This window comes from Longimicrobium sp. (assembly GCF_036554565.1).
In the GTDB taxonomy this organism is placed as follows: domain Bacteria; phylum Gemmatimonadota; class Gemmatimonadetes; order Longimicrobiales; family Longimicrobiaceae; genus Longimicrobium.
This window is the reverse complement of sequence record NZ_DATBNB010000602.1, coordinates 1-1,852: the sequence shown is the minus strand read 5'-3', so window position 1 is coordinate 1,852 and position 1,852 is coordinate 1. Positions and strand designations below refer to the sequence as shown.

Annotated in this window: 2 protein-coding genes; one reads left to right on the top strand and one right to left on the bottom strand. The window is 68.5% G+C overall.

Going from position 1 to position 1,852, the window contains the following annotated elements; all coding sequences use genetic code 11:
* Nucleotides 1–8: 8 nt before the first annotated feature.
* Nucleotides 9–617, bottom strand: coding sequence for a GntR family transcriptional regulator (locus tag VIB55_RS16545; RefSeq protein WP_331877773.1), 609 nt, complete (start codon nt 615–617; stop codon nt 9–11).
* Nucleotides 618–1,250: 633 nt separating this feature from the next.
* Between VIB55_RS16545 and VIB55_RS16540 the strand changes: the two genes are divergently transcribed.
* Nucleotides 1,251–1,852: aminotransferase class V-fold PLP-dependent enzyme (locus VIB55_RS16540; RefSeq protein WP_331877772.1), on the top strand; the 602-nt coding region annotated here is incomplete at its 3' end.

Below are 1,852 nucleotides of genomic sequence, written 5' to 3'. Positions count from 1 at the left end.
CATTCCGCTCACTCGCCTTCGGGAAGCCAGTCGAGCAGGCTTTCCATCGAGAACCGCCAGTTGCTTTCCAGCAGCGGCACCGCGGGTTCGATCTCTCCCGCCACCACGTGGGCGACGATCTGCTCGTGCGTGCGGGTGGATACGGGAATGAAGCCCGCGTTCAGCATGTACGCGTACTCGTAGCGGCGGATCACCCGCTTCATGGCGTCGATGGTGCCCAGCAGGTACTCGTTGCCGCAGCTTTCCAGGAGCGTGCGGTGCCATCGCGCATCCAGGTCGATGCGGCGTTCCGGGTCGTCCTCGCCCTCCAGCTCGGCGTTGATCTCGGCCAGCGCCGCGCGGCGCTCCTCCGTCAGCGGCGCGGCCGTGCGCAGGGCAAGCACCTCCAGCGTCCACAGCACGGGGTACACCTCGCGCACCTCACGCTGCGACAGCGGCTTCACGAAGAAGCCGCGGCCCACGTCGGCCATCAGGAACCCCTCGCGCTCCAGCCTTAGCAGCGCCTCGCGGATGGGCGTGCGGCTCACGTCCAGCTCACGGGCCAGCGCCGTGTCGCTGATCCGCGCCGAGGGCTTCAGCTCGTCGCGCAGAATGCGTTCGATGATCGCGTGATGCACCTGGTCGCGGAGCGGAACCCGGGAAATCGCGCGTCCGTTTTCGTGTGCCGGCTGGGAGGGTCGTAGCAGAGCCATGGGCTTTCTGAAAAATGATACTTGCTGGCGGCACAGGATCGCAGCAGACGGCCGGGCGCGCAACCCACGACATGGGACCGCGGCAGCCACTCCCAATTTTATGACGCTTTATCGACGCGAAAAGCTTACGCGTCCACGCCGAACCGACGCGCGGTGTCATCCCGATGGAGCGGCCACGGAGAACCTGCAATCCCACCGCGCTCCGCAGCGACTGAGGGATCCGCCACATACTCCGCGAGAGGCACCACCGCTGTCTACCGGTTGATTCTCCGGCTGGTTCCACGCGGCTCGCGGTTCTGCCGGAAGCAACGGGATCGGTACGTCCGGAGTTTCTGCGCGAGCTCTGGCTGTGTGGCGGATCCCTCGGTCGCTGCCGTCCATCGTGCGGGGGCTGGATTCCTCGTGGCCGCTCCGTCGGGATGACAGGCGCGGTCTCGTGAGGCGCGGCGGCGGTGGTGTCGAAGGCTGAGGCTGATGCAGGCGCGTCGCTCTGGCGCCGGCGAATCACGTGGACGATGTTCAGCCGTGGCCTCCCTTGCACCCCGCTCGAACGACGCCATGGTCTCCCGCCGCGACTTCCTTTCCACCGCCGCACGCGCGGCGCCGGCCGCATGGCTGGCGCAGGGCGGCTCCGGCCAGCTCCGTGAGATCGGCGAAGCGCTGGCGCGCTTTTCCGGCACGCCGGAGGAGATCGCCCGCGACGAGCGCTTCTGGGCGCCGGTGCAGCAGGCGTTCACCGTCAACCGCGCCATCATCAACCTGAACAACGCGGGCGTCAGCCCCTCGCCGGCGCTGGTGCAGGACGCGATGAAGCGGCACCTGGACTTCAGCAACGAGGCACCGGTGCACACCATGTGGCGGGTGCTGGAGCCGCTGCGCGAAACCGTCCGCGTGGGGCTGGCGCGGATGTTCGGCTGCGACGCCGAGGAGATCGCCATCACCCGCAACGCCACCGAGGGGCTGCAGATCTGCCAGATGGGCTTCGACCTGCGCCCCGGCGACGAGGTGGTCACGTCCACCCACGACTACCCGCACACCATCTCCACCTGGCGCCAGCGCGAGCGCCGCGACGGGATCGTGCTCAAGCAGGTGGCGCTCCCCGTCCCCGCCGAGGACGGTGGCGAGGTGGTGCGGATCTTCGAGCGCGCGGTGACGCCCAG